This window comes from Paenibacillus sp. YAF4_2 (assembly GCF_052113225.1).
In the GTDB taxonomy this organism is placed as follows: Bacteria; Bacillota; Bacilli; order Paenibacillales; family Paenibacillaceae; genus Pristimantibacillus.
In genome coordinates, this window is the sequence record NZ_JBFRCT010000001.1 from 450281 (window position 1) to 474208 (window position 23928).

Sequence of the window (23928 nt, forward strand, 5' to 3'; positions counted from 1 at the left end):
GAGTGAACTCATGAAACAAGCGAAGTCATTAAGGAGATCTAAGACGAATAAAAGAATCTTAAGTCTTTTATGCTCGGCGGCCTTACTGCTTCCCCTCATACCAGCGACCACTGTTTACGCGGCATCTCTAGATGTCACGGCTTATGGCGCTAACGGCACCGACACAGGTGACGACAGCGCGGCCTTCCAAGCAGCCGTCAATGCGGCGTCCAGCGGAGACACGGTATTTATCCCGAACGGCACCTACTACCTGGGCAGTTCTGTGAGCGGAAAGTCAGGCGTCAAAATTACAGGCCAAAGCCGTGATAATACGATTATCGAATACTCTTCTTCAACGGCTAATACGTTCTTCTCGCTCTACAACTTGTCCGGCGCCGAAGTGTCTTCAATGACACTCGACGCTAACAACAGCACAGTACCACAATCTGCGGTTGTTTCGGAGAATGGCAGCGGCAACAAAATATTGAATCTCAAGGTAAAAGATTTTGGTATGTCCTCAGGCTTTGGCCCGTTCGCGTTGTTCGGGAACAACACGGACAATCTGACAATCAAAGACAACGTTGTCACGAACATTGGAGTTAATTCGGACTGGGGCGGCGGCGTACGCGTAGGTTGGGGCTCGGATCACGCTCTGATCGAAAATAACTACGTCGCAGACACGGGCCGCGGCGGTATCTTCGTCAATGACGACAGCCCTTATGCCATCGTTCGTGGTAATACGGTCACCGGCACAGGCCAGCAGATGGAAGGTCTCGGCATCGAACTACATACCAACGTCGATTATTCCCTGGTCGAGAACAATACGGTCGACCACTGGATCAGTACGGTACGCTCCGCCTATATCGCGGTCCGCAACAACTATGTAGGGTCGAGCACGACGGTGGGCAACATGGGTCTCGAAGTAATGGTTGATCACGGCGTCACATCCGGCAACCTTGTCGACGGGGGCCAGCAGGTTGGCATGCAACAATCACCGGGTACGGGATATCAGCTCTGGAACTATAACACAGTTCAGAACATGGTTATGTGGGGGATGCAGCTGCAGGGTGAAGGAACGGGGCAGACGGAGCAGTTCCAATATTTCTACAAAAACACGTTCAAAGACGGTGCGTCCGGAAATCCTGCTGCTGCCTATCAGGGGTATGACGGAAACGCAATCCGCATTCATGGCAATACGCAAAATATTACGTTTGACAGCAACACAATTACGAACAACGGACGCAAAGCGATTGAAATTACGACCGCCGGCGGAACCGATCGCCTCAGCTTCATTAACAACACGATTACGAATAACGGCGGTCCGTCGATTGACCAATATCCGTCCTCCGCATCGAATTTGGAGTGGAGTAACAATACCGTCAGCGGTAACGGCACGGATACGCAGCTTACAAGTAGAGGCTTCAGCGATCCGAAGCCAGTCGCGAACTTCACAGCTCCTCTGACTGTGCAGCTTGGTCAATCCGTGACCTTTACGAACACATCGACCGATAACGGCACAATCGTCGAGAATTTATGGGATCTAGGCGAAGGCCTGCCCGTTACAACTGCCAATCCAACGTATACGTACCAGAAGCCTGGAACGTACCAAGTTATTCTCGGCGTTTGGGATAACGGTGGTCGTGCCAGCGTGAAGGAACAGACGATTACGGTAAACGCAGGACCACCAGATACGACGGCGCCAACAACACCAACGAATTTGACTTCCCCATCGAAAACAGATACGACCGTTACATTGACGTGGACGGCTTCAACGGACAATATCGGCATTGCCGGTTATGACGTTTACAAAGATGGTGTATTGGCTGGTTCAACGGTAGGTTCGACTACAACTTCGTTTACAGTGAGCGGCTTAACCTCGAATACGGCTTACAGCTTCAAAGTGAGAGCGAAGGACGCCTCCGGCAATACATCGGCGCAGAGCAGCGCGATCAGCGTGACGACTAGCTCGATTCCGACACCAGTATGGGTACCTTGCGCAGGCGAGAATAATCAATGCAGCTTCACCGGAACGAAAGACGTACGCTACGGTGCAGCAGGCAGCTACCATTACGGCACTTATACGAATGGGGTAATGTGCAGCAACAACACTTTTGGTGATCCGGCGCCGGGTCAATATAAATCATGTGATGTGAACATGGCGGTAGGTGGTGGAGGCGGTGATACGCAGGCTCCTACGGCTCCAACAGCTCTTACTTCTCCATCAAAAACATCAACCAGCGTCAATCTATCATGGGGTACTTCGACGGACGATTTCGGAGTGACGGGCTATGAGATTTACAATGGAGGGACACTTGCTGGTTCGACTACTGGCGCGACTTCGTTCAACGTAATAGGTCTGTCTCCAAACACGGCATATAACTTCACGGTGAAAGCGAAAGACGCTGCAGGTAATGTTTCGGCGGCTAGCTCGGCGCTTAATGTAACGACGAATGCAACTGCGGGCGATACGCAGGCACCGACGGCTCCTACGGGACTTTCTTCGCCATCCAAAACAACATCCAGCGTCAGCCTGTCATGGACGGCCTCGACGGACAATGTAGGAGTAACAGGCTATGATGTATATAACGGATCAACGCTTGCAGGCACTACAACCAGCACGACGTCGTTCAACGTAACAGGACTGTCGCCGAGTACGGCGTACAGCTTCACCGTGAAGGCAAAGGACGCTGCAGGCAATGTTTCATCTGCTAGCTCCGCGCTGAACGTGACGACGAACGCGTCTGGCGGTACAACGTCTACCGGTTCCATTACGCGCGAATACTGGACGAATATTACGGGCAGCACAATTGCCAGCATCCCAACTAGCACAGCTCCAACAGGCACCAGCTCGCTGACTAGCTTCCAAGCGCCTACGAACTGGGGCGACAATTACGGCACGCGCATCCGTGGCTATATCGTTCCAACAGTAACGGGCACGTACCAATTCTCGATCGCTGGGGATAACAACAGCGTGCTGTACCTCAGCACGAATGACAATCCGGCGAACAAAGCGCAAATAGGGGAAGTCGTCGATTGGGTGAATGAGCTGAGCTGGACGCAAAATTCTGGCCAGCAGTCTGGTCAGATCACATTAACAGCTGGTCAGCGCTACTACGTTGAAGTCCTGCATAAAGAAGAGGGCGGCGGGGACCATCTTGCGGTCGGCTGGAAGACCCCTGGCAGTTCGACCTACTCCGTCATCGACGGGGCTTATCTTGCTCCAATTCAATAAGAAGTTGAGAGAAGATCGCAAGCGATAGAGATCGCTTGCGATCTTCTTTTTGTGCTTGTGCCTGGTGCGATTAAATCTACTGATTATCTGTTTTTACCAGCTTTCTTTTCGCGGATGTTACGATCCACAGGCATAATGGAATGGCCACCGCGCAAACGGGAATAACGATGGTTTCCCACAATTTCTGAAGTAGGATAATCGTTGTTTCATTCGGTATGCTGAGCGCAATGATAAAGATGATCGGAGCATTGAACCAGATCATGCGTTTCCATGACTTGATCCGAAACCACTGAGCCATTTCATAACTGGTCATAAACAAATACAAGGAGATTTTCGCGAATACGCCAAATATCCAAATAAAGATGACGAGAATATCCAGGTTCTGAATGAAATTTAAAATGTTGATCGACCGAACCAGCATAAAATAGGGAAATCTGAGCTCCTGTGCAACCGCCGTGCCAAACACCATCAGCACCGTAACCGTTGCAATTGTGAGCAAGATTCCCGTTAAACAGACGCTCGCCATTGACTTCGCTAGGATATGCCGGGAATTGGAGACAAATGACAATAAGACCAGCAGCATAAATGATTCACCAAGAAATGAAGATGGGGCGAAGGAGGCACTCACTATTTCTTTCAGGCTTGCATCGCCAATGACCGGCAGCAAATTTCTCCATTTCGCGTTGGATATATTAAGCAGGAAGCTGACCAGCAGCGTGATGATCGTCACAGGACCCGCTATTTCGCAAAAGCGTCCGATTCCCGTAATCCCGCTGGTACCTGTTAAATAAATGGCTGCTCCCAAAATCATCATCATCAGCACCCATACTGGCGTTTGGTCCAGCAGGACAAGATGAATGAAGTCTGCAAAGGAACGAAGCACATCCCCAGAAAGAATAAACCACGCTGTAAAATAGGGGATGGTGATTATTTTGCCAAGCCAAGACCCTAGCAGCTCTTGACTGAATTGGGTTAGGCTTTGGCCGGGATGCTGCATCCCTACTTTGACTACCAGATAGGTGATAGCCCCGCCAAGGACACATGACAAGAGCATGGACATCCAAGCATCTTGTTTGGCTATTTCCACAGCAGGCGAGATGCGCAGCCAAACTGCCATCACCACCTCAGCAGTTCCAACGATCCAGAATATTTGCCACCCCGTTAATTTCATATCCTCGGTCCTTTCCTATGTACCTGCTGAATCTCACATCGAAGCGTTCGTTTGTCCCGGATCTTGGTACCGAAGGTGTACCTCCGCTGTAATCGGCATTCTGCTGAAAGTATCATTCCAATTTTTCTGTAAAGATTTCCATTCACGAGGATACTTCTGGTGTACAAGCTCACCGAGCCCAAGAATATCTACCTTATATTGCTTCTGGGCTTTCTGAATTAACTTGACGACCTCCTGCTCCGCTTCTTGGCTCAACTTCTTTTGAATGGTTTTGAGATCCTGAGCTTGTGAAGGGTCAAGAGAAGAATTGTTTTCCACAATGTTTCCTGATCCTTGTAATTGGATATGCACGCGCATGCCTGTTGCGTCCTTATCCACTCGAACGTGCCTTTTGAGCGACTTGACCCTTAAGCTGATGCTGCCATCCTTTTGACTTTTAGAGGTTGTCACGGTAAGTGTGCTTTGTCTGCCCTTAATCCAGTTCGCATAATAGGATTCCTCAGGTTTCAAGAAACCGATTAAATGAAGTGCATGCTCTTTATCCAGTATCGCTGCCCCTGAGTAGATGAATTTCTTTTTAGAAGAGTTAGCACTAATAGCTGGAAGCAATAGAGCTCCTCCTTTCGGTAACGATTCACACAAAAATTCCCTATAGTAATAAGGCTTCATCCCGAGCGCCATTTGAACGCTGTACAGAGTCGTACTAATCAAAGCATCGAAGGTAGGCTCAGTAGCAAGGATATCCTTTGCCGTACCATCTTTCACGATCCAAATCACGGATCTCATCTCTGATTTCGGGTTGCGTACGATCATATCTAGATATTTAAGAAATCCCTGTCCCGCTACACCTTGTTCTGCTATTCTCTGTCCGACCAGAATCGTTTGGCGATGGGCATAAAATAAGGTGCGAGAGAGCTGCATTTGCAGATTCTGGCCCGCATCCATAAAATTTTTCCCTGTGGCGTTGACAACCACAAAGCTTCTTTTTTTACTGGCACCATTATTCTCACCGCCTAAAGCAGCTGGAACTGCAATCTGGGAGCTTACTTCGAGCTGGCCATCCTGGCTCAAGTCGAGCCCTCCGCCGATAACAATTGCTAGTTGGTTAGGCTCCTTGAGATTCCAACAGCTGCTGGTTACGGCAGAGAAGACGAATAAGCAAATGATAATTAGTGTTTTCTTCATCAATGGATCCCCCTAACAATCAGGTGTTTCTGCTAGCTCATACCTTTACGAGGCCGTCTCCAAAAAACATCCTTCAACTTGCTCTTCTTCGTCGGCGCGATCGGCTGAAGATATGGTGTTCCTAGCGGAGTCAAATGGATGAGGTGGATCATGATCAAAATCAAGCCAAGAGCCACACCAAACAGACCAAATACTCCAGATAGAATCAGCAGAGGAAATCTCAGCATTCTTAAGGGGTAACCGAAACGGTAACGCGGTATAACAAACGAGGAAATACCCGCCGCCGATACGACGATCACGATAGGGGCCGAAATAATCCCTGCCTGGACAGCAGCTTGACCGATTACCAATGCTCCCACGATGCTGACGAGCGGACCAATTTGCTGCGGAAGACGAATCCCGGCTTCCCTCAATCCTTCAAACATAAACTCCATCAAAAACACCTCAATGACCGTCGGAAAAGGGGATTGCTCCCTTAAGCCCGTGATGCTCATCATAAGTTTAGGCGGCATCATTTCGGGATGATACGTGGTCAGCGCGATATAAATGGAAGGGAATAGGATCGAAAAAAGGGCGAACAAATAACGGATCCAACGGTTCATGGTTACATACAAAAAGCGTTCGTAGTAATCGTCCGGGGCTTGAAGTCCATCCCAGAACGTCATCGGTACGACCAGAACGATAGGTGAGCCGTTAACGAAGACGGCGATTCTTCCTTCCATAAGTCCTGCGGATACGACATCTGCACGCTCGGTACTCATCATTTGCGGAAAAGGTGAATAGTTGGTGTCTTCAATATATTCTTCGATATAACCGGATTCCAAGACACCTTGGATATCAATCGTCTCGATTCTTGATCGTACTTCATCGAGCAAAGTGTCTGATGCAAGACCTTGGATATAAGCGAGAACAACGTCGGTTTTCGTTAATTTTCCAACTTGAAAAGTTTCCATTTTAAGATCCGGCGTCACGATAATCCGTCTGAGCATTGTCGTATTCGTTCGCAGCTGCTCGGTGAAGCTTTCACGGGTGCCGCGCAAGGAAGCCTCTGTTGAAGGCTCTTCAATAGATCTGGTTTCGAATTGCGCAACATCAGTTAGAAGGATGGCAGTCTCACCATCAGCCAGGAACGCTACACTGCCTTTTAAAATACGATCTGCGGCTTCTTCGAAGGAGGTAACTCTTTTGGTCTGGAGAGCCGCAACAAGTTCTTGATCACACATTTGGGTAAGACTGTCTAAAGCTCCAAGTCCTTGAGGAACTCCTTCATATATTAACGGTTTAAGGATACTGGACTGAACAAAATCTTTATCGATCATGCCGTCGATGTACACGAGCAGAAGTTTGGCATCATTGTGCAGAGTTAATCGGCGGAAGACCACATCCGAGCAGTGTTCAAATATGGAAATGAGTGTTTGTTCGTTCTCTTTGAGGTTAGAACTGACCGTCCGAACAGTTTTCACTTGTGAAGGGATGCCTTCATTTGATGGCGTTGGCAATTATGGCACCTACCACTGGAAATGTTTTGTGTTTCTAGATACTATACCCAAACGTTGAAGAAGCATACTTTGCCGGGTATAGTAGAGCTATCACAGCGCATATGTACTTGCAATTAGGAGGTTTATTCATGCGATTAGAAGTCATTGCAACCTGTATGGACGATGCTTTAACGGCAGAGGCGAATGGGGCGGACCGTCTTGAGCTTATCACGGCGATTACGGAAGGCGGCTTAACGCCTGGAATCGGCCTGGTCGAGCAAGTCGTTCGTGCAGTCCGTATTCCAGTTTTTGTAATGGTGCGTCCACACAGCCGTTCATTCGTGTATGCAGAGCATGATGTCGATACAATGGCTTTGGAAATTAAGGCGATTGTAAAAGCTGGCGCGGCAGGCATTGTGCTTGGTGCTTTAACACCGGAAGGGAATATTGACGAGCGTGCGCTTGAGCGGCTGCTGCCGCTTACCAAAGGGCTGCAAGTAACATTCCACCGTGCTTTCGATGAGCTGGAAGACCAACTTGAAGGGGTACATACGCTGATGAAGTATCCACAAATCACTCGTGTACTGACTTCTGCCGGGCAGCTGCCGGCGATCGAATCGGCTCAGGAGATGGCACGGCTTATTGCCGCAGCAAGCGAAAGCAAACTGACGATTTTGGCTGGCAACGGTCTTACAACGGAAGACATCACGGGTTTTATTCAGGAGACTGGAGTAAAGGAAGTGCATTTCGGGTCGGCGATTCGTTATGGTAAATCCAACTTATCTCCGATTGATCCGTTGGTGCTTCGGATGCTTGCAGACAACGTACACGCTTTTAAATGAAACACAGGAAGCAAATTAATATGCTATTATCGAGGCAGCAAGCAAGTAGGATTTCTTATGTAATTGATTCTTTAGGATGGTGATGACATGTCAACAGAACGTAGCCTTACGAACTCACAGATCATGGCCTATCAGTATATCAGTCAATATGCTAGTTCCAGGAAAGCAGCTGCACAAGAATCAATCCAAGAAATTCTCCAGTTGTCGAATATCCCCTTCGAGCTATTTGAAGCTTATGTCTCGAAATTGCATTCGCAAGCCAGAGTGGCGATGCATTTCCATCCAGACCGTCCAATTGCAGACATGAGAAGTGTTGCGGAAGCATTACTTGAGCAAGGAATTTATAAAAGTCAGTTTGAAACGCAGATTTCTAATGGCAGCGTGTCTGCCTATCCTGGTGGCGCTCGGGATGTCTGGGAGAGGGACTTGTTTGGAGGAGCCTATCAACTGGCGGGCGCAACCCACAGTGAAAGGCCAAAATATGGAGCGTTAGATGTAATGTTTCATTCTGATGGTCCATCTCCGAGATTTGGGTCGTGTTATTTCCTTCTGGCTCCACAGGTATCTTCTCGTACTACTTATACTTATGGGGGTTCCCAGGATTATCCTGATGTACAAGGAACCTATCAAGAATTCGATGATCTTATAGCTGCTGTCCTTAAAGACGCATTTTTCCGAGAATATACCCTTGGAGAGAGCAATCTCTCACCAAGAAAAGTACTCGACCGACTATTGAACGCCTCAGAATCACTGATCACTACTCGCCTAGAACAGATGCCTAGTCGAAATCTTAATCATTTTATTGAAGCTCAGGTTCACGGTGATATTACTTTGCAAGATGACGTGGACATCCTTGTGGCAGACCCATCATTTCAAGGAACTGCTGTAGGGAGAGCTTTGGAGAAACTGTGTATGAATTACTCAATAGAGCTTCATTGGCATAAGGGATTTACTATTCAAGCTGATGAAGTGCCATCAGATTTCAGGGGTCCAGCTATGCCGTCATTGGCACGAAGAATTGCGAGGGGAAATCTTATTGATGCTAGTATCGTAGGAGCTGCTGTTAATGATTTGAAACGGAATGCGGATCATTGGAACGATAGGGGAACCTATGAGGAGGTGCTTCAGGAATTAAAATACATGTGGCACGTGTTAGTGCGGTATGGTAAAGCTGATTTGCAACAGAAAGGCGCAACAAACTAGATCGTTACACGTCTAAAATACTAGCAGGATTTGAAGAATAAAAAACTTTTAGTTCGTAACGACAAGGATTTCGAGATTAAACATAGTATTCATATACGCAGAAGGATTAAACGCAACAGGTTAAGTCAACGGCGCTATAGCCAGACTACGAGGCGTAGGTGATATTTTTTGTTTCTTTTTGATTACATCGTGAATCTGGCGATTTTTTCTCTCTTGGTTAGTACACCATTAGTAATCCGTTCGTTTATCAATCTCAGGCCGTTAAAGCATCCGCTGATTTGGAGCGGTCTCTATGCTGGCGTCGTTTCGATTGTTCTCGTTCTATTAGCCGTGAAACAACAAGGCTATGTTTATGATATCCGCTATGCCCCCGTCATTTTGACATTTGCGTATCTTGGCTCCGTTCCGGGCATAATTACAGGCTTATTCGCCTTGTCTATCCGATTGCTTTCAAGCGGAAATTGGTTCCCCGCCATAGGCGGCTGGGTATTCATCATGGTCGTCTTTTCCAGCTTGCATGCTTACTTTTCCCGCTGGAAGCTGCCGCCCTTTAAGAGAAGCCTAGCGTTGTCAGGCGCTTATATCGTGCTTTACATGACTATTGTGTTTATATTCCGTATTTTAGTACACGAGCCATTATTTCATTTTCAGTATTTATTGTTCGTCATATTAGGAGTCCTATTAGGCGGTCTGCTGATTGAATCCCATGAACGTTTGCGTCGTACCATTGTCGAACGTAATGAAATGGAATTGTCACTTAACGCAAGCGAGTATCAGTATCGCCTTATCGCCGAAAATACGTCCGACCTTATCGTGGTGATGGATCCAGATCACTCAATAAGGTATTTTTCTCCTTCTCATACGTTCGTGTTAGGATATCCCGGTCTAGCACAGGATCGCGAAGAACTGGACCGAATCATAAGCCCCGATGATGCGATGGTGTTTAACCAAACTGTAAGAAAGATACTGGAGCGGAAGACAACACAATCGATGGAAATTCGATTCCGGCATCAAGACGGGCGATTAATACCATTTGATTCACTATGCAAGCCGGTCGAGGGGAAGGGTGGCCAAATCGAGCATATCGTCATCATCAGCCGAGACATCAGCGAGCGTAAAAAAGCGGAGGAATTTCTTTTACAGTCCGAGAAGCTGTCCATTGTTGGGGAATTAGCGGCAGGCGTAGCCCATGAAATCCGGAATCCACTGACTACCATCAAAGGGTTTCTCCAATTGTATAACCTTGAGAACCCCACAATGAAGTACGGCGATTTGCTCCAAGACGAATTGGAACGCATCGAGATCATTACGAGCGAGCTTCTTTCGATGGCCAAGCCGCAAGCCATAGCGTTTACCATCACGAATGTTAAAGAGGTCATCGAACAAACACTCGATTTTTTGACTCCGCAGACGTTATTAAACAATATTGAATTCAAACGCGAATACCAAGGGGAGTATTTCCCGGTTACATGTGTGAAAAATCAATTAAAGCAGGTGTTTCTTAATGTATTTAAGAACGCGATCGAATCCATGCCACACGGCGGAGAAATTCATATCGGCCTGCAAATAGATACGAACGGGGATTGTCTCATCTCGATTCAAGATCAAGGCTGTGGTATTCCAGAGGAGCATCTTCACCGATTGGGACAACCATTCTATAGCTTGAAAGAGAAGGGGACGGGACTTGGTCTCATGATCAGTCATAAAATCATTAAACAGTATCATGGCCGCATTACCTATCAAAGCAAGGTCAACGAAGGCACACGGATTGAGATCAGATTGCCCATCCACGAATGATGCAAGGAAACAATCAAAAAAAGAACCTGGGCAGCTGCCCAGGTTCTTTTATATTGCCTATATGTAGACGTAATGTTATAATCAGATCAACTCTGTCAAAGTGTGTCAGAATAAAGTTAGTTCATCTTACAATTTTATTGTAGCACGCCGTTAAAACTTTTGTCAAATGGTTTTTCTCAATTTACTAATAGTTAGGAGAGATTGAATGACCTCATTCGTTCTTGGTTTTCAGGAAATGGAAAACACACAGCTTTTACTCGTTGGAGGAAAAGGGTTAAATTTAGGGGAGTTATCAAAAATTAAAGGAATCCAAGTGCCAGATGGATTTTGCGTAACAACAGAGGGATATCAAAACGCTATTCGACAAAACGAAACGTATCAGGCTTTACTGAATCGACTAACAGGGCTAAAAGCAGAAGATCGAGCTCAAATTGCTGAGATCAGCAAGGAGATTCGACAAATCATTATGGAAGTGGAAATCCCTTTTGACGTTATGGAAGCCGTTACTCACTATCTCTCCGAGTTTGGAGAGGAACATGCTTATGCCGTTCGTTCTAGTGCGACTGCTGAAGATTTGCCACATGCTTCTTTTGCTGGTCAACAAGACACCTATTTGAATATCATCGGCAAAGAAGCAATCCTGCGGCATATCAGCAAATGCTGGGCATCACTATTTACGGATCGAGCAGTCATTTACCGTATGCAAAATGGATTTGATCACAATCAAGTTTATTTAGCCGTTGTCATTCAAAGGATGGTTTTTCCGCAAGCCTCAGGCATTTTATTTACCGCCGATCCAATTACTTCTAATCGTAAGGTGCTATCCATCGATGCTAGTTTTGGACTTGGGGAAGCACTGGTCTCTGGCTTGGTATCGGCTGATAGTTATAAAGTACGCGATGGAGAAATCGTCGATAAGAGGATAGCAGCCAAAAAATTAGCTATTTATGGACGAAAAGAAGGCGGAACAGAGACCATACAGCTCGATCCCGATCAGCAGCTGACTCAAACCCTTTCTGAGCAACAAATTTTACAGCTGGCAAGCATCGGAAGACAGATCGAAGAACATTTCGGCCGTCCCCAAGACATCGAATGGTGTTTGGTTGATGATACCTTCTACATTGTCCAAAGCCGGCCAATCACTACATTATTCCCGATCCCTGAAGCAAATGATCAGGAAAATCACGTCTACCTATCGGTTGGTCATCAACAAATGATGACAGATCCCATAAAACCATTGGGATTGTCTTTTTACCTGTTAATTACTCCTGCACCTATGCGCAAAGCCGGTGGGAGATTGTTTATTGATGTTGCACCTAGGCTGGCTACACCTGTCAGCCGGGAAACATTATTAAATACCGTTGGACCCGATCCGCTCACAAAAGGCGCACTCATGACCATAATAGAGCGAGATTATATAAAATTGTTACCACCAAATGATCAAACAGCACCGATTCTAGGCAGAAGTAATATAGATATGCAGGCACAAATGGATAACAATCCGAACATCGTTTCTGAATTGATTCAGAGTAATCGCGCATCGGTAGAAGAGTTAAAACAGAACATACAGACGAAATCAGGCTCGGATTTACTTGATTTTATTCTGGAAGATATCCAGCAATTAAAAAAGATCTTATTTGACCCACGAAGTACGGCAGTGTTTATGTCTGCTATAAATGCTTCATTATGGATCAATGAAAAAATGAACGAGTGGTTAGGTGAAAAAAACGCAGCCGATGCGCTGTCTCAATCTGTACCAAACAATATTACGTCGGAGATGGGTCTGGCGTTAATGGACGTTGCCGATGTCATTCGTCCTTATCCGGAAGTCATTCATTATTTACAACAAGTCAAAGATGATGACTTTTTGGATGAACTGGTTAAGTTCGAGGGTGGAGAGGAGGCTCATTCGGCAATCTACGCTTATCTCAATAAATATGGAATGCGATGCGCCGGAGAAATTGATATTTCTAAAACGCGTTGGAGTGAAAAGCCAATTACACTGGTTCCCATGATTCTGGGTAACATCAAAGCCTTTGAGCCTAATGCCGGCCATCTAAAATTTGAACAAGGGCGCCAGGAAGCTTTGGAAAAAGAACAAGAGTTATTAGAACGATTGAAGCAATTACCGGATGGTGAACAGAAAGCTGCAGAAACAAAACAAAAGATCGACCTCATCCGGAACTTCATTGGTTATCGGGAATATCCAAAATACGGATGGATTAGCCGCTATTTCGTTTATAAACAGGCTTTACTGAAAGAAGCGGAACAGCTCGTACAAGCGTGTGTCATTCTTGAAAAAGAAGATATATTCTATCTCTCTTTTGAAGAGCTTCACGAAGTCGTACGAACAAACAAACTGGATTATCAAATCATCAGTGAGCGAAAAGGTGATTATATATTTTTTGAAAAACTAACTCCCCCACGTGTTATCACATCTGATGGTGAGATTATTACAGGTGAATACAAGCGAGAGGATCTCCCTGCTAATGCGATTGCAGGTCTGCCCGTTTCTTCAGGAGTGATTGAGGGACGAGCACGAGTAATCTTAAATATGGAAGATGCATATCTAGAAGATGGAGATATTCTTGTCACCAAATTCACTGATCCCGGCTGGACGCCATTGTTTGTATCCATCCGTGGTCTCGTAACAGAAGTTGGTGGATTGATGACCCATGGAGCTGTTATCGCACGTGAATATGGCTTGCCAGCTGTTGTCGGAGTGGAGAATGCTACCAAACTAATACAAGATGGTCAACGAATTCGTGTACATGGCACAGAAGGGTATATTGAAATTTTGTAGTCGTTGAAATGGAATGGATGATAGTTGCATCTAGAAACAAAGGCAGCTGGCCATAGCGACCGGTTGCCTTTGTTTTTTTTATGAATCACAAAATCGCAAGAAAGTGATACAATTTGGTGTGTCATTTTGAAATTTCTCATACTAGGGGTGATAATAGGTTGCTTAGTTTTAAAAATACAACGATTGAGCTAGAGAATTGTATAGAAGGATTCTTTCTAAGTTCTAAGAAACATTATGACTTCCTAATTCGTTATTATTAGTAATCTGTTTGAGACTGTATAAAAAGGTTAAACTTGAATGTGTGTTCTTCTATAAGACATGGCACGGGACTAACCAAATAGTAGCTTAGACAGGAGGTTCAAATGCGATTTCATCGATTCTCTTTTGTGTACGCAGCTGCATTGTTCCTCATATTACTTGCCGGATGCAGTACTAATCACTCAGATTCCAATGCTTCAGCGGCGCCGCCTTCATCAACACATAGTTCGGTATCAACAGCTCCGCAGCCTGTAGTCCACGAACAGCCAGCTGTCGATCAAATAGCCGACCTGGTTGCATCTATGAGCTTGACTGAGAAGATAGGGCAAATGGTGTTGGTTGGCATGGACGGCACGGAAGTACAGCCGGAAATCAGTTCGTTAATCAAGGAACGCCAAGTAGGCGGGATCATTTTATATAGCAATAATATCGTATCCGCTTCACAAACGAATAAGCTTGTAAATGGACTTAAGCAAATCAATCATGATGCTGGCGGAAAGCTGCCGCTTCTCTTGAGCGCGGATCAGGAGGGAGGGCGTGTTTCTCGTTTACCAAAGGAAATAACGTCGTTCCCGGCGAGTAAGACCGTTGGGAGTACGAATGACACAAAATATGCTTATCAAGTTGGTACTGCATTAGGTGAAGCGATGAATGCCGTTGGCCTAAATACCGATTTTGCACCGGTACTTGATGTGAATACAAATCCTAAAAATCCAGTCATCGGCGACCGCGCTTTTGGTGCCACCGCAAAAGTGGTCAGCAGCATGGGTGTGAATGAGATGCTTGGAATAATGTCGCAAGGAGTTATACCCGCTGTAAAGCATTTTCCTGGCCATGGCGACACTTCCGTTGACTCCCATTTCGGGTTGCCAGTTGTAAATCACGATCTTCAGCGGCTTCGCTCTATTGAATTCATGCCATTCAGTTCGGCAATAAAGGAAGGCGTTCCTATAGTGATGGTCGGTCACATCTTAATGTCTAAGCTTGATTCAAACACACCGGCTTCGATGTCCCGCATTGTCATTCAAAACTACCTTAGAAGCGAGCTGAAGTTTGACGGTGTTGTCATCACTGATGACATGACGATGGGGGCTGTAGAAAAGTTTAAGGCGATAGGCCCCGCTTCGGTGCAAGCTGTGTTGGCAGGTTCAGATATTATTCTTGTTGGGCATGATTTAACACAGCAACAAGCCGTACTAAATGCTCTAATGACTGCAGCGAAAAGCGGTAAAATTCCACAATCGGTTATTGATGCCAGCGTATATCGCATTGCAAAGCTTAAGGAAAGCTTCAACTTATCGGATCAACCTACTCCCCTTGCCAATGTGTCTACGCTGAATCACCATATTCAAACTGCCCTAAAAAGATAAAGTGATGGTACCAAATAAGTGAATACCTGAAGGTGCTCGTTATTTGTGAGCAAGATGGTATTCACTTTTTTAATAATATTATGGACCGATCGTTCCAAAACAAATATAATACACCAGAGAGGTGAACATGAAGCGGTTGCGATTCCGGATCTACTGAAGCAGACTGGTCTTAGCAGATCTAGTCTTTTTAAATTTTTCGGCGATAAGCAATCGCTTTTCGAAAGGAAGTAGAATGACTTATGAAAGTACTTGTTATTGCATCGCACCCGAACTTGGCGTCATCTCGTGCCAACGAACGAAGATTGACCGAGTTACTGAAGGTTCCTGACATCACGGTTCGGCACTTGGACACTGAATATCCGGATTACCAGATTGATGTCGCGAAGGAGCAAAGCCTGTTACTTGAACACGACCGTATCATTTTACAATTTCCGTTCTATTGGTACAGTTGTCCAGCTTTGCTGAAAAAATGGCTCGAGGACGTGTTGATGCGGGGATGGGCCTACGGTCCCGGTGGCGATAAGCTCAAAGGCAAGACGTTCGTGCTTGCCATTACGACAGGCGGTACGGAAGCAGGATATCAGGCAGGTGGTTACAACTGGTCCACAATTAGTGAATATACGAAACCACTCCAAGCGACGATTACACGTTGCAATGGTATTTTTGCTCCCTCATTCGTGCTGCATGATGTGAGGAACGCTTCGGATGAAGACCTTGAACGAGATGCCCGGCAATATATTGCCTATATTACGGGGCCGCTGGACAGCGTATTTCACTAAAATGAACGTTTTTGATCAAGTGAGAAATAGAGGTGATAAGTGATTGAACTATAAAACTAAAATCCTATTAATAGTTGTACTTTTATTCGATATAATTGGTTTGGGTTGGTTTGCTCATCTTTATCTATCTAGAGAATACTCTTTTTGGCACACGAAGAATACGGATTTATCTATAGCTAAGCCATATGGATATTATTTGGGCGAAAGTCTAGATGATGTAGCTTTTAAAGGGAAACCAATGACTAATCTTAATAATGCTAAGTATGATTATTTTCAAGTAGATCAAGGCATTGTTGCGGCTTCTAATAAAGAGCATAAACTTATTCGTATCGTTCTAAATAGTGATGGTATGGAAGTTGCTAAAGGAATTAAGGTTGGTTCTCCATTATCCGATGCGATGGAAGTGTTTGGCGGATCTTATTATAAACGGGGAGAAGAGCAGATGTCTGATCCTGTAATCGGCTATGTTGATCGAAAAAAGGACATGACAATAGAGTTTTGGTCAAAGAATGGTTTAATTACCGAAATTCGAATAGATCGATCATTCGTACAATAGAGAGGTTATTATGAAGGAGAACATCATGGTTTTTAACTGGTTGCGTACGAACAGAAAAAAAACGATTGCCGGAATATTTACTGCTAGCCTCGCAGTTACAGCTTTGCTCATCTCATTACATGATTCAACAGATGCTTCTTCTATTGAAAATGTAATTGATACAAACATTGCGGATATTGAGACTAATTTAGAAAATGAACCGAATAACGGGACGAAATTGGCATTAAGCAGCAGTCCATATGACTATATAAAAGCATATAAAGAATACGATAACCTCGTTAGCCTAGGTAATGATGCTCTACCATACATAGAGGAAAGAATTGATGCTTCGCCGGGCAGCGGATTGGTTGATTATATGCTCGCTTTGGCAGCAGAAGAAATTGCTAAGGTTGATTTGAAGAAATCCAATTTTCAATGGTCTACTGGAGATAGTTTTTCCCGCAGATGGAAAAGTCACTTAAAGGAAATCCCTGCTAAAACCAAGCAAATTGCTGAATCAAACAACTCAGAAGCAGCCAAAAATGAAGAACTCAAAGAATTAGGGACTCCTGCAATACCGTTCATTCTAGATGAGATTGAAAAAGGGCATCAAGAATTATTACCTGCTGCTGTTGAATTGATTGGTGATAATAATAAGCCCGAAACATTGACCAGTCTGTCTGGTGTACAAGATTGGGTTTGGAAAGAAAAATTAACATTTAAAAAGCTAAAACAATACGTTGAGAAAAAACAAGATCTTTGAATGAGAGCTCCGTTTTAAAGTATCCTGGTCACCAGCCTTTACTGCCGAACATCTGTTTGGTATAGTCGAATTAATACTTATAATGGACCGGTTAAGGGCGAGGAGAGCGGTATGACGAAAACTGTGCATTTATCCGTGCGATCGCTGGTCGAATATGCCTATCGAAGTGGAGATATAGAATCAGGCTTCAGATCTGCCACCTCACTTCAGGAAGGGACGCGAACGCATCAGCAGATCCAACAGCAGTATGGGTTGCAGGATGCCAAAGAGGTCTACGTATCGGCGGAGATTACTTGCGAGGACTTGTTGTTTGTTATAGACGGCCGTTGCGACGGGCTGCTTCAAACGGAAGACGGGCTGACCATTGACGAAATTAAATCCTTTTCCGGGCGAGTGCCCGTCCTTATGGAGGAGACGTACCCCGTTCATTGGGCGCAGGCGCAGTGCTATGCCTATATGGTGGCAAAGGATCGAGGGCTCGAATCGTTACGCGTTCAGTTGACTTATGTACAAATAGACAGCGGGGAAAGCCATCACTTCGTTCGTACGATGACATTTATGGAACTCGAGGAGTTCCTTCACGATATGGTAAATCGATATTATCCTTATGCATCATTGAAAAGCCAGCATGCTGAGAAGCGGAATGCCAGCATTAAGGAACTGGGTTTCCCGTTTCCGTCGTACAGGGAGGGGCAGCGCAAGTTAGCGGCTTCCGTGTACCAAACGGTATCAGATGGGCGCAAGTTATTTGCAAAGGCACCAACAGGCATTGGAAAGACAATGTCGACGCTGTATCCGGCTGTAAAAGCAATTGGTGAGGGACTGCTGCAGCGGCTCTTTTATTTGACGGCCAGAACGACAACGCGGGCTGCTGCGGAAGAGGCGCTTGAGATGCTGTGCGAAGGCGGGCTTCATCTGCATACCGTTACGCTCACGGCAAAGGATAAGGTATGCTTTAAAGACGAGGTACGCTGTAGTGCCGAATATTGTGAATATTCAAAAGGGTATTATGACCGCGTTGGCCCTGCGATTCTTGACATGCTTGGCAACGAAACAGGGATGACGCGGGACGTCATCGAGCGTTATGCCCGTAAACACCAGGTCTGTCCATTCGAATTCTCGCTGGATGCTGCCTATGCGGCGGATGCGGTTGTCTGCGACTATAATTATATTTTCGATCCCCGCGTCAACCTGAAGCGGCTGTTCGAGGAGCAGAAACGGCAAACCGCACTGCTCGTAGATGAAGCACACAACCTTGTCGACCGGGCGCGCGAGATGTATTCGGCCGAGTTGAAAAAGGCGGATTTTCTCGAGCTGCAACGTGCAAGCAAAAACATCCGCCCGCTTGTGTATCAATCGGCGAAGGCAATGAACAAATACTTCATCGCGCTGCGCAAATCGATCGAAGAGAATGACGATGGCGCAGAGGGTGTAGCCGCGGAACGTGAATTTCCCGAGGAGCTGCTTGATCTGTTGGATGCTCTGGTTGGTGCTTTAGAACAACAACTGGCGGTGGGAGATACAGATCCACTGCTGTCGGACGTCTATTTCGGCTGCCAGCATTTTTTACGTATAGCCAAGCTATACGACGAGCGATATATCACCTACGCTGAAAAAGAGCGGAGCGACATCCGGATGAAGCTGTTTTGCCTCGATCCGTCGCATCTACTGCGGCAGTATGCTAAAGGCTACCGGGCACAAATTTTGTTTTCCGCGACGCTGTCGCCGCTTCATTATTTCATAGACATGCTAGGCGGAGATGCTGATACGGATTACTCTGTCGTCATCCCGTCGCCGTTCTCGCCGGAGCAGCTCGATGTCCGGATTGAACGGCTGTCGACCCGCTATCAGGACCGAGAGCGGACGATGGATCAAGTCGTCCGTTTACTGCACGAGATGGCCAGCCATCACCTGGGCAATATTCTCGTTTTCTTCCCATCTTACGCGTATTTGAACGCTGTATATGAGCGGTTTATGGATTTGTGGAAGAACGAGGATATCGATATTCGTACGATTGTCCAAAGATCGAGTATGTCTGAGGATGAGCGAGTGACTTTTTTAGCCTCCTTCGCAACGGGTAATAAAGGCACTCTTATCGGATTCGCCGTCATGGGCGGCATTTTCTCAGAAGGTATCGATTTGGTCGGGGACCGATTAACCGGCGTTGCTATCGTTGGCGTTGGGCTGCCGCAGGTTGGGCCAGAACGGAATATTATCAAGAATTACTTCGACCAGCAAGGGAAAAACGGTTTCGAATACGCCTATGTATTTCCCGGCATGAACAAGGTGCTGCAGGCGGGAGGTAGGCTTATCCGCTCAGAACAAGACTATGGAACGCTGTTGCTGATCGACGACCGGTACATGCAGCCGCAGTATGCCAGACTTTTGCCTCCTGAGTGGCGGAAAGAAATATTATAAAGTAACTTATTTAAGTTATAAAGTATTGCCGCACGAAAGTCGCATATTCAATTTAGTCCAGCGGAGGCGCTGGATTTTTTTATATCTTGCAACAAGAACGTATGTTTGGTGTATAATGAGAACAAACGTTCTTGCGAGGTGGAGCGAATGGAGAAGTTTATTGGCAAAGTTGTACAGCTTATTTATATCGATCGGAAACGTGAGGTTAGTATTCGGAATGTACGTGTTATCTCGGTTAAAGGTGGCCAGCTAAAGGCATATTGCTACCAAGCACTAGCCATTCGTATTTTTAATCTTGATCGCATTGTAGACGTTGAAATAGCACGAAGAATAGAGGGGGCTTAACATGTTAAACGACACGGAGCGTAAGCTGCTGCGGATCCTTTTCAACAGAAACGGCCATCAGAAAACTCGTATACTTATCCCTGAATTGGCACGTTTAGCTGGCCGGGAAACCGGCCAGATTCGAAAGGCGCTGGAGCGTTTACATGAGGAACGGTTTATTGAATGGGAAATTGATTATGCAAGGGTCGTACCAGGATGGCAGCTTTATGCAAAATGAGTATTAACCGTTTTCTTGATTATTCCTTTTCAATGGCGGGTATACAATAAATGATTGTACCCAACGTCGAAAGGAGAGATTCGTGATGAGTCATAGATTGGATGATGAGGAACAAGGAGGAACGCTAACCGATGGGCTTTTACTCGCGGGCAAGACTGCGCTAGTGACGGGGGCTGGTTCGGGGATCGGGCGGGCAGCCGCGCTGAAGCTTGCCCGGGCAGGTGCGAATGTATGCCTGCTTGATTTGATCGACGGGCGTACTGAGGACGTCGAGGAGGAGATTCGCGGCATGGGCCGGGAAGCCGAGTTTTATGACGTCGACGTGTCCGATCCGGTCAGAGTGGAGAACGCCATTCGCGCCGCGGCAGAGCGCTTCGGCTGTTTTGACGTCATATTCGCCAACGCTGGGGTCAACGGCACGCTCGCACCAATCGAGGATTTAACGCCTGAGTCATGGAACGAGACGCTCGGGATCAACCTGAGGGGGACGTTCCTTACGGTCAAATACGCCGTTCCTCATATGAAAACAAAGGGGGGCAGCATCGTCATAACCAGCTCAATCAATGGTAACCGGAAATTTTCTGGGTTCGGCATGTCTGCCTACAGTGCCTCCAAAGCGGGGCAAGTCGCCTTCGCCAAGATGGCAGCACTGGAGTTAGCCCGTTACCGTATTCGCGTCAACGCCATCTGCCCAGGGGCAATCGAGACGAATATCGGTGAGAACACCAATAGTACGAAGGCGGTGGACAAAATCCGAATCCCGGTTGAGTATCCGGAAGGAGCACAACCGCTGGAACACGGACCGGGACGACCAGAGCAGGTGGCCGATCTGGTTTTGTTCCTCGCTTCCTCTCAGTCCAGTCACATTACTGGCACGGAAATTTACATCGACGGAGCGGAGACACTCCTGTAGGCGTGGCGAAAACTCCGTATAACACAATGGCAGCTGATCCTTTTGATCAGCTGCCATTTTTTATTGCAGTAACGCGCAGCTATGCTCATTAATGAATACATTTTTCAAATAACTGATTGAATGATATCGGATTTAGGTTAATAATTTATATTTAACATATACAAATTTTGATGGAGGTGCTTCACAAATGAAGAGCATGATCCCAAGGAAAACCAGTATGATGAAAGGGTTAACCTTACTTATAGCTGTTCTCCTCTGCACGGCGATGCTATTTCCCCTTACAGCAAGTGCAGCCTATTACAACACCTACAGTACAGTTGCAACACTCAATAATGCAAATGGATGCTACGCCGCACAGGGATTTGCTGTGGGATCTTCATATGTCTATTCCGTAAAAGTCAACAGCAGCAATACGAAAGCGGTCATTTACCGTACCAAAATGAGTGACGGATCCACTACACTCATGAAGAACGGTGATAACGGGACGACATACGCTACATACCTCGGCCATGCTAATGATGTGGTTCTCAGTTCGATAGGCGGAAAGTTCTATATGTTTGTTGTCACCATGAACGCCGGCAGTATGAGTCTTGTGAAGCTGAAATATGTCGGCACAACCTTTTACAAAGTTGGGCAATACACGATCAAATACAATGGTGCAAACAAGGCTATGTCAGGTGTGAAAATTTCGAGCAAAGATGCGAATAAAATAAACTTTCTCTTCAAATCCAGCCTGGGACTTTATAGAGGATCGATCCCATTGACTGCAAACAGCGGTACGATTCAAGTAACCAACAGCTTTAACCTAAATATTAAAGATGCAAAGGTTAATGGAAGTACAATATCTAACATCAGCTCGTATGCATCTCAAGGCCTCGGCTATAATAACGATTCTATCTATGTTCCACTAACTTATAAAAACGTCAGCGTCGTACTCGTTTATCGAAATGTATCTAAGGCCACAGGTACGATAAAGGCAGATAGTAATCTATCATTCCGCATTACTTCAGCTGCTTATTCAGACCTGTTTGAGATCGAGGGTGTAGGTATCGCCAATGGAGATAAACTTTGGTTCAGCACCAATCGAAGAACTAAACCAGGTGATACTGCACACGATGGCGTACATTATTTTAATGGGTACAGTGTTTCCTGAGTAATTGACGTTACCACGTAACGGCAGCAGGATCATATATCTGCTGCCGTTTTTTGAATGATGAGAGTAAGTTAAATCTTGTAAGATGCCTATTAGTTTGAGATGATTGTATGAACATATAGAATTGAAAATACATATGCACAAAACGTAATAACAAGTGGCTAGTGTGGCTAAGATGGTAAGGGATAGAGGAGAAAATATGATTACAAAGGAGACTTGTCCTTATGCCGCAAGGCAAGTGGTTTCGCATTGGTTATGGTATTATCGTTGTCTTATTGATCGCTTATTTGGCATCTAAGGTCAATTTCGTGTTCGATCCGATCGGTAAAGTGCTGGCCGCATTGTTCGTGCCGCTGCTGATCTCGGGCATGTTCTATTATTTGTTCCGTCCGTTCGTAAGGGTGCTCTCGAAAAAGCTGCCGAAGACGCTCGCCATTATGCTCGTCTACATCGGTGCGATTGGTGTCTGTTACTTGTTCTTCTGGATGATCTGGCCGCCAATCCGGAACCAGTCCATTACTCTCGTAGACAACTTTCCGCAGATCGTCGACTCCGTCCGAACATGGCTCGAGTCCGTGCAGCAGCACGAGTGGATAAAAGAAATCGGGCAGAAGGATGCTCTTTCTTCTGAAAATCTGACGAACAAGCTGACCGGATCGCTGGACGAACTGCTTAATTCCGTCGTCGGCAGTGTGCGTGGTATCTTTAATCTGATTATGAACTTCTTCTTCCTGCTAGGTCTCGTTCCGTTCATGATTTATTATTTGCTGAGCGAAGGAGATAAGCTCCCCGGCCATATCCTGCGAATGCTGCCGGAACGATATCATCGTGAGGTGAGTGGCGCTCTCAAGGATATTGATGCGTCGATCGGCTCGTTCATCCTCGGCAAAGTGCTTACGTCGCTGCTTATCGGCGTACTGACCTTCATCGGGTACCTGCTGATTGATATGCCTTATCCGCTGTTGCTTGGCTTAATCGCCGCCATTACGAACTTTATTCCGTACATTGGACCATTGATCGCTTTCATTCCAACGGCTGTAGTTGCGCTTACTGTCTCTCCGATGACGGTGCTTCTGGTCGGCATTGTGCTCGTCGTCTCGAACCAGATTGAAGCGAACTTAATCGGCCCACGGATTATCGGCAAGCAAATGAACGTTCATCCGTTCACCGTCATGCTGCTCGTCATCGGTGCCAGCTCGATTATCGGCGCGTTCGGGATGATCATTGTCGTTCCCGTCTACGCCATCATCAAGATCATCGCTGTTCGGACCTACGGCTTCCGCAGGAATAACCGCATCCCGCCAAAGGACCCACTAGCGGAGGTTACCAAACATCAATAGTGGTCATACAACTGCATTTATGTATTCAGCTGTCCGCTTGCCGGACGGCTATTTTTATTTTCGGGCATGTTACTTTAGCACACCAATAGTTTCCGAGTTTCGTCAACTATAGCGGATCTATAGCAATTGGAATAGGCTGCCCGTTTC

17 protein-coding genes and 2 pseudogenes are annotated in these 23928 nt (G+C 46.1%); 16 read left to right on the plus strand and 3 right to left on the minus strand.

The window, feature by feature from the left end:
* Positions 1-10 precede the first annotated feature (10 nt).
* Positions 11-1921: pseudogene (locus AB4Y93_RS02205) on the plus strand (PKD domain-containing protein); the annotation flags it as partial.
* A gap of 225 nt (positions 1922-2146) precedes the next feature.
* Positions 2147-3211 (plus strand): annotated as a pseudogene (locus AB4Y93_RS02210) (fibronectin type III domain-containing protein); the annotation flags it as partial.
* Positions 3212-3287: 76 nt separating this feature from the next.
* Here AB4Y93_RS02210 and AB4Y93_RS02215 read toward each other — a convergent pair.
* The 3 genes from AB4Y93_RS02215 to AB4Y93_RS02225 are packed head-to-tail and all read right to left on the minus strand — an operon-like array spanning position 3288 to position 7030.
* Complete coding sequence (locus AB4Y93_RS02215) at positions 3288-4382, minus strand: GerAB/ArcD/ProY family transporter (RefSeq protein ID WP_441888511.1); 1095 nt, start codon at positions 4380-4382, stop codon at positions 3288-3290.
* A gap of 33 nt (positions 4383-4415) precedes the next feature.
* Positions 4416-5567 (minus strand): Ger(x)C family spore germination protein, encoded by a 1152-nt coding sequence (locus AB4Y93_RS02220; protein WP_441888513.1) that lies wholly within the window; start codon positions 5565-5567, stop codon positions 4416-4418.
* A 32-nt stretch (positions 5568-5599) separates the two neighbouring features.
* Positions 5600-7030: a spore germination protein gene (locus AB4Y93_RS02225; RefSeq protein WP_441888515.1), complete on the minus strand. Its 1431-nt coding sequence runs from the start codon at positions 7028-7030 to the stop codon at positions 5600-5602.
* Between the two features lie 164 nt (positions 7031-7194).
* Between AB4Y93_RS02225 and AB4Y93_RS02230 the strand changes: the two genes are divergently transcribed.
* From AB4Y93_RS02230 to AB4Y93_RS02295, 14 genes are all read left to right on the plus strand, one after another.
* Positions 7195-7887 (plus strand): copper homeostasis protein CutC, encoded by a 693-nt coding sequence (locus tag AB4Y93_RS02230; protein WP_441888517.1) that lies wholly within the window; start codon positions 7195-7197, stop codon positions 7885-7887.
* Positions 7888-7974: 87 nt separating this feature from the next.
* Positions 7975-9090 (plus strand): DUF3626 domain-containing protein, encoded by a 1116-nt coding sequence (locus tag AB4Y93_RS02235; protein ID WP_441888519.1) that lies wholly within the window; start codon positions 7975-7977, stop codon positions 9088-9090.
* 168 nt (positions 9091-9258) lie between these two features.
* Entirely contained in the window at positions 9259-10887 is a 1629-nt protein-coding gene (locus tag AB4Y93_RS02240) for an ATP-binding protein (RefSeq protein ID WP_441888521.1), read from the plus strand.
* A 205-nt stretch (positions 10888-11092) separates the two neighbouring features.
* On the plus strand, positions 11093-13690 hold the full coding sequence (gene ppsA, locus AB4Y93_RS02245) for a phosphoenolpyruvate synthase (RefSeq protein ID WP_441888523.1): 2598 nt from the start codon (positions 11093-11095) through the stop codon (positions 13688-13690).
* Between the two features lie 362 nt (positions 13691-14052).
* The gene (gene nagZ / locus AB4Y93_RS02250) at positions 14053-15318 is read left to right on the plus strand and encodes a beta-N-acetylhexosaminidase (protein ID WP_441888525.1); all 1266 of its coding nucleotides are present in this window, start codon (positions 14053-14055) and stop codon (positions 15316-15318) included.
* A gap of 239 nt (positions 15319-15557) precedes the next feature.
* Positions 15558-16097: an NAD(P)H-dependent oxidoreductase gene (locus tag AB4Y93_RS02255; RefSeq protein WP_441888527.1), complete on the plus strand. Its 540-nt coding sequence runs from the start codon at positions 15558-15560 to the stop codon at positions 16095-16097.
* 43 nt (positions 16098-16140) lie between these two features.
* Positions 16141-16653, plus strand: a complete 513-nt coding sequence (locus tag AB4Y93_RS02260; RefSeq protein ID WP_441888529.1) for a hypothetical protein — start codon at positions 16141-16143, stop codon at positions 16651-16653.
* A gap of 10 nt (positions 16654-16663) precedes the next feature.
* Entirely contained in the window at positions 16664-17395 is a 732-nt protein-coding gene (locus AB4Y93_RS02265) for a hypothetical protein (protein ID WP_441888531.1), read from the plus strand.
* A 111-nt stretch (positions 17396-17506) separates the two neighbouring features.
* Entirely contained in the window at positions 17507-19813 is a 2307-nt protein-coding gene (locus AB4Y93_RS02270; RefSeq protein ID WP_441888533.1) for an ATP-dependent DNA helicase, read from the plus strand.
* Between the two features lie 147 nt (positions 19814-19960).
* Positions 19961-20158, plus strand: a complete 198-nt coding sequence (locus tag AB4Y93_RS02275; RefSeq protein WP_441888535.1) for a hypothetical protein — start codon at positions 19961-19963, stop codon at positions 20156-20158.
* 1 nt (position 20159) lies between these two features.
* Positions 20160-20375, plus strand: a complete 216-nt coding sequence (locus AB4Y93_RS02280; protein ID WP_441888537.1) for a hypothetical protein — start codon at positions 20160-20162, stop codon at positions 20373-20375.
* Between the two features lie 85 nt (positions 20376-20460).
* On the plus strand, positions 20461-21288 hold the full coding sequence (locus AB4Y93_RS02285) for an SDR family oxidoreductase (RefSeq protein ID WP_441888539.1): 828 nt from the start codon (positions 20461-20463) through the stop codon (positions 21286-21288).
* Between the two features lie 187 nt (positions 21289-21475).
* Positions 21476-22441 (plus strand): hypothetical protein, encoded by a 966-nt coding sequence (locus AB4Y93_RS02290; protein WP_441888540.1) that lies wholly within the window; start codon positions 21476-21478, stop codon positions 22439-22441.
* Positions 22442-22665: 224 nt separating this feature from the next.
* Positions 22666-23781 (plus strand): AI-2E family transporter, encoded by a 1116-nt coding sequence (locus AB4Y93_RS02295; RefSeq protein WP_441888542.1) that lies wholly within the window; start codon positions 22666-22668, stop codon positions 23779-23781.
* The last annotated feature ends 147 nt before the right edge of the window (positions 23782-23928 follow it).